The organism is Mycobacterium sp. (assembly GCF_039583785.1).
Classification (GTDB): Bacteria; Actinomycetota; Actinomycetes; order Mycobacteriales; family Mycobacteriaceae; genus Mycobacterium.
The window spans coordinates 1-4,590 of record NZ_JAVKSG010000132.1 but is presented as its reverse complement, the minus strand read 5'-3'; the positions used below and the strand labels follow the sequence as shown (position 1 = coordinate 4,590).

6 protein-coding genes and 1 pseudogene are annotated in these 4,590 nt (G+C 61.9%); all 7 read right to left on the bottom strand.

What is annotated here, in order from left to right:
- Positions 1–73 precede the first annotated feature (73 nt).
- Positions 74–484 (bottom strand): type II toxin-antitoxin system VapC family toxin, encoded by a 411-nt coding sequence (locus ABDV69_RS20240; protein WP_343577552.1) that lies wholly within the window; start codon positions 482–484, stop codon positions 74–76.
- Positions 481–750: a type II toxin-antitoxin system prevent-host-death family antitoxin gene (locus ABDV69_RS20235; RefSeq protein ID WP_343577551.1), complete on the bottom strand. Its 270-nt coding sequence runs from the start codon at positions 748–750 to the stop codon at positions 481–483. Before ABDV69_RS20235 ends, ABDV69_RS20240 begins: the two co-directional genes overlap by 4 nt.
- A gap of 39 nt (positions 751–789) precedes the next feature.
- On the bottom strand, positions 790–1,701 hold the full coding sequence (gene purU / locus ABDV69_RS20230) for a formyltetrahydrofolate deformylase (protein WP_343577549.1): 912 nt from the start codon (positions 1,699–1,701) through the stop codon (positions 790–792).
- Between the two features lie 54 nt (positions 1,702–1,755).
- Positions 1,756–2,211 (bottom strand): hypothetical protein, encoded by a 456-nt coding sequence (locus ABDV69_RS20225; protein ID WP_343577547.1) that lies wholly within the window; start codon positions 2,209–2,211, stop codon positions 1,756–1,758.
- A gap of 127 nt (positions 2,212–2,338) precedes the next feature.
- The gene (locus ABDV69_RS20220) at positions 2,339–2,998 is read right to left on the bottom strand and encodes a hypothetical protein (RefSeq protein WP_343577545.1); all 660 of its coding nucleotides are present in this window, start codon (positions 2,996–2,998) and stop codon (positions 2,339–2,341) included.
- Positions 2,999–3,142: 144 nt separating this feature from the next.
- Positions 3,143–3,559, bottom strand: a complete 417-nt coding sequence (locus ABDV69_RS20215; RefSeq protein WP_343577544.1) for a hypothetical protein — start codon at positions 3,557–3,559, stop codon at positions 3,143–3,145.
- 354 nt (positions 3,560–3,913) lie between these two features.
- A pseudogene (locus ABDV69_RS20210) lies at positions 3,914–4,408 on the bottom strand (class I SAM-dependent methyltransferase); the annotation flags it as partial.
- Between the last annotated feature and the right edge of the window lie 182 nt (positions 4,409–4,590).

Here is a 4,590-nt window from a genome sequence, read left to right as displayed (position 1 = left end):
ATTATCGCAGATGACCTATCAACTCCGGCGTCAACACGGCCGGTGAACCGCTACCGGATTATTCAGCAGGGTCCTAGCCGACGTCCGCGTCGCCTCTGGGCGAGACGGTCGGCAGGCCACGCGATTCTGCGGCGTCAAGGAGCCGGCGGTCGTACGCGCATAACGCGCTAAGGCTCCGCCGGTGAATATATGCAGTGGCAACGTGTATCGCGTCGAGTGCGGGTAGCTCGGCGGGAGGCATAGTCGCCGCCGCTGAGGCGATAACGTCTGTCAAGACAAGGGTGTCGATGGTCGACGCAATATTTCGTGCCAGCGCCACGGCGGCCGGCCCTGTTCGCGCGGCCGCCCGTATCAGCTCGATATGACCGATGGCGCTGGTGACCAGGTTTTCGTCCGGGTGCTCATTGAGCCAGTCGATCAATGCCGTTGATTCTTCTTCAGCTACAACAAGTTTCACTGTTGCCGAGGTGTCGAGATAGATCATCGATCGGCGCGTTGCTCGTCCAGTATGGAAGTGAGCGATTGACCTTCGATGAGATCGGCCGTACTGAGCGGAACTCGTGCTGCGCTAGCGGGAACCAACTGGTCCTCTGCGATGAGCTTGTCGCGCGCTTGGTCGACGGGCGTAAGAGGCACCAGGCGCGCTACTGGCCTACCACGGTCGGTGATTTGAATGGTCAGTCCAGCTTTCGCTTTCGCTACCCACACGCTGGCGTTCTGACGTAGTTCACGAATCCCGATTGTCTCCACCCCAGCTACTGTAGCACCTAATGTGCTACTCGGCTGAGGTCACAAAATGACGGTTTGGTTGCCGTACTGGATAATTCGGTCCTCGCAATGCCACCGCACGGCGCGGGACAACGTGGCGCGTTCGACGTCGGCACCCAGGCGCACCAGGTCCTCGACGGTGTGGCGGTGATCCACCCGGACGACGTCCTGCTCGATGATCGGCCCGTCGTCGAGCTCTGCGGTGACGTAGTGCGCGGTTGCGCCGACGAGCTTGACGCCGCGCTCCTTGGCCCGCCGATAAGGCGCGGCACCAATGAAAGCCGGCAAAAAGGAGTGGTGGATGTTGATCATCGGGCACGCTACTTCTTCGATGAACCGCGGAGTCAGGATCTGCATGTAGCGGGCCAGCACGACCAGATCGACGTTGCCGCGCAACAAATCGAGCTGGCGTCGTTCGGCCTCGTCGCGAATCTCCTTGTGGGCCGGGATGTGAAGGAACGGCACCCCGAACGGGCGGACCTGGTCGACCAGGTCGGGATGGTTGGCGATCACCATCACCACCGACATGTCCAGGTCGCCACGGCGGTTGCGCCACAACAGGTCCAGCAGGCAGTGGTCTTCGGTCGACGCCATGATGGCGACCCGTTTGGGTTTGGCCGCCTCGGTGAGACGGAAGTCCATTCCGAAGTTTTCGGCCACTTGCTCGGCGAAGTCGCGGGCCAACGCGTCACGCGCCGCCGCCAAGCCTGACAGATGAAAGACCGTGCGTTGCAGGAACATTCCGCCGGTCTGCTCGGTCGAGTGTTGGTCCAGCGAGATGATGTTGGCGCCCGCGGAGGTCAGAAAGGTGCTGACCGCTGCCACTAGACCGGGTCTGTCGTCGCAGCGCAGCAATAGCCGACCGAGATCTTTGACCGGCAATCCGCCGCGGGACGGGCGAACGAACGTGTCGCTGTCGACTTGGCTGGTCATTGCCTAACGCTTCCTTGCGCGTCTGGAGCTAGGTCCGAGTCCGGCGCCGCCGGCTCAGCCGGGTTGGCCGGGCTGACCCGGCTCGCCAGGGGTGCCGCCGGGGCCGGGTGCGCCGCCGGCGCCGCCCTGGCCGCCCTCGCCAGGCGCACCGCCGGTCCCGGGCGCCCCGCCCTGGCCACCTGCCCCGCCTTTGCCACCGTGGCCGCCAGCACCTCCGCTGCCACCGGCCCCACCCTTGCCGCCGGCCCCGCCTTTGCCGCCGGCGCCGCCGTTACCGTTATCGCCTGGCGTGCCGTCGCCGCCGTTGCCGCTCGGATCGTCGGCTGCCATGCCGGCACCGCCGGGATGCACGACGGCGACGCCGCTGACGGTGTGGGTGCAGGCGGTAGAAGCGGCGCCCAGCGTGATCAACGCCGCAGCCAGAATCATGCTGGCGGTCGGACGCAGGCCTCCGACGTTAATAACCTTGCGTGATCTGCGATCCCGTGCGCCGAAGCTGCGACGAACCATCGGTCTACCTCCTTGCGAGAAGCGTGTTCTCCCCGTTGCCGCCAACGTAGTTCCACAAACGGGGGCGGGTTGCCAAACGCACGAATTCAATGGGCGTTTTGCAACCCGCCGTCGTGCTGCGAGGCGCCTAGCGCGGACCACTCACCGTCAGTGGCAGCGCTATGTCTCCCGCCGCGCCCTTCATCTTCACGAGCCAGCGACCATTGAGATTCAAGGTAAGTCGGAACTGGAAGCAGGCGAATCCCACGTCCGCGTTGGTCAAGTTCATCGGCAGCTCGCGGTGCATGTGCAGGGGTTCTCCACCGTCGGGTGGGGCCACCTCGATGACGACCAAGCGATCGTCGCCGCCGGTGTCTTCGGTGTCTCCTTGCGTCAACACCACGATGTCAAACTGTGCTTGGCGGTCGCGACCGACTCTGAAGTTGGATATCACACCGCCCTTCACATTCAGCTTATTGTCTACCGCTTCGACTTTCTCGGCCAGGAACGCCCCACTTATTCTCATGCTTCCCAGTATGGGGGAACGCTGCTGCGCCGTATTCAACCAGTCCATGGACAGGGCGCTATGTCCACGACCAGGCCGCGCCGTGAGCGATGGAAAGCCATCGCGCGCGCCCTGGTGACCTTGTTGTTGATTCCACCAGTTCGATCGTAATGGCTTCGCACTCAAAGGCTTTGGCAAGATCGTCTGCAGCCGCGGTTGCGCGGCGAGGCGAATCGTGAAGTTAGGCCTCAGGCCATCGGTGGGTATCGCTCGACTGGCCAGGTTGCTAATGCCGAAACCCATTCGACCACATTGCGTTCGGCTGAATCTGTCAAGTCTCGCCGACGGCGCGGTCATCCGCCGATATTTTCGCAACCGACAACTACCGCACGATCCACCCGCGCTGGGCCAGACATGACCGACGATTACGTCAATCGCGGACCATCGCTAGGCGCACATTTTACTGAGTTTGCCGATTTGGGAATCCAGGTCCTGCCGCAGCGGATCCTGAACTTCGGCTCCCGCCCCCATCAAGTAGTTGATCCCTAGCTGTTCAATCGTGTTGGCAAAGGAGGTTACGGCGTTGGTGAGATCAGCTGGAGCCGCGGTATTTGTGGCGAGCCGACTCTGCAAGTACGCACCACCGCCTATCAGGGCCAACCGTGCGTTGGTGGCCACCGTAAGTTCGGCAACCGGGTCGTTTGGGTTCGTGCTCTCCAAGTGAGTATTGATGACCACCGTTTGGTGGGCAGCTTTGTAGGCCGTGCAAAGGTTCGCTTTCGCGTCGCCGCCTTGCTGGGCTACCGATGATTTGTTGTGCGCCGGGTGGAAATACGCCAAAGCAGCAAGAGCTACGGCAATCACGGCGACAGCCAGGGCTGCGTATGCGGGCCACTGCGACGCAGCCGAATGACGTGGGAAGGGCACCGGTTTTTCAGAAGAAGACTCGTCCTCAGCGGGGGACTGCTTGTGACTTTCCGCGGGGGTGGACTCAGTCGCAGGCCTATCGGACATTGGCTGAGGATATCGCGCATCACCGACGTTGGTAGGGCATTGCCGAAATGATTTCGGCCGCAGCGGGTCTGCCGCAGGTCGTATTCAAAAAAGGTTGCGTGATACAGCGGCATCACAACGATTGCGCATTTAGTTAAGTGTTTGGGGCCATCGCCAGGAAGTCGAGGCGCCACAGCGCCTGGAACAGCTTGCGCGCTGCCCGTCGACTTGGCCATACCTGGCATACAGCATCACCCCTACGGCGCCGTCGGGTCGCAGACAACTGGGTACAGCATTCAGTCAGGCCTGGGGATCGGCCATGTGATGCAGCACGCTGGTCGACACGATCATGTCGAAATCGAGGCCCAGCGAAGCCAATTCCTCAACCGGCAGCAGGTGCAACTCCAGGTTGAACAGCCCGTGCTTGTCTTTGAGGTACTGCCAGGCCTAGCGACGGTTGGCTGATATCGACCGCCACGACCTTGCGTCGGGGTTCATGAAGGCGAAGACCGACGCCTGGTTGGTGCCACAGCCGGCGATGAGGATGTCGAGATCGGCCTTATATACCCGGTCCGGCCAGAACACCCGGTGCGCGTGGCTGGGGTCGTACCATTCCCAGTTGTTGGCCAGCCATGCTTCCAGGTCCTCTATCGGTTGGGGGTACCGGTATCGCTCGTACTGGCGGGTGACCACATCGGCACGCGGATTGTCGTAGCGCAGATCACGCTGAGTTTAGCCCTAAGTTAAGTCGGTTTTGTGGGTAGTTTGTGGCGTTGTTCTGGGGTTTTGGGTGTTTTGGGGGTGTGGTTTTCTGTCGACGCTGTCTTAGGCCGAAGTTACGGCTGTTGAAATAGGTGAATCCCCGGTTTGACCTGGGGATTGGTTGGCTGGGGTGGGTGGTT

Bases quoted from the DNA above. Each gene is read 5' to 3' on its own strand.
- ABDV69_RS20240 (WP_343577552.1), bottom strand. From the start codon at position 484: ATGATCTATCTCGACACCTCGGCAACAGTGAAACTTGTTGTAGCTGAA.
- purU (WP_343577549.1), bottom strand. From the start codon at position 1,701: ATGACCAGCCAAGTCGACAGCGACACGTTCGTTCGCCCGTCCCGCGGC.
- ABDV69_RS20225 (WP_343577547.1), bottom strand. From the start codon at position 2,211: ATGGTTCGTCGCAGCTTCGGCGCACGGGATCGCAGATCACGCAAGGTT.
- ABDV69_RS20220 (WP_343577545.1), bottom strand. From the start codon at position 2,998: ATGGGTTTCGGCATTAGCAACCTGGCCAGTCGAGCGATACCCACCGAT.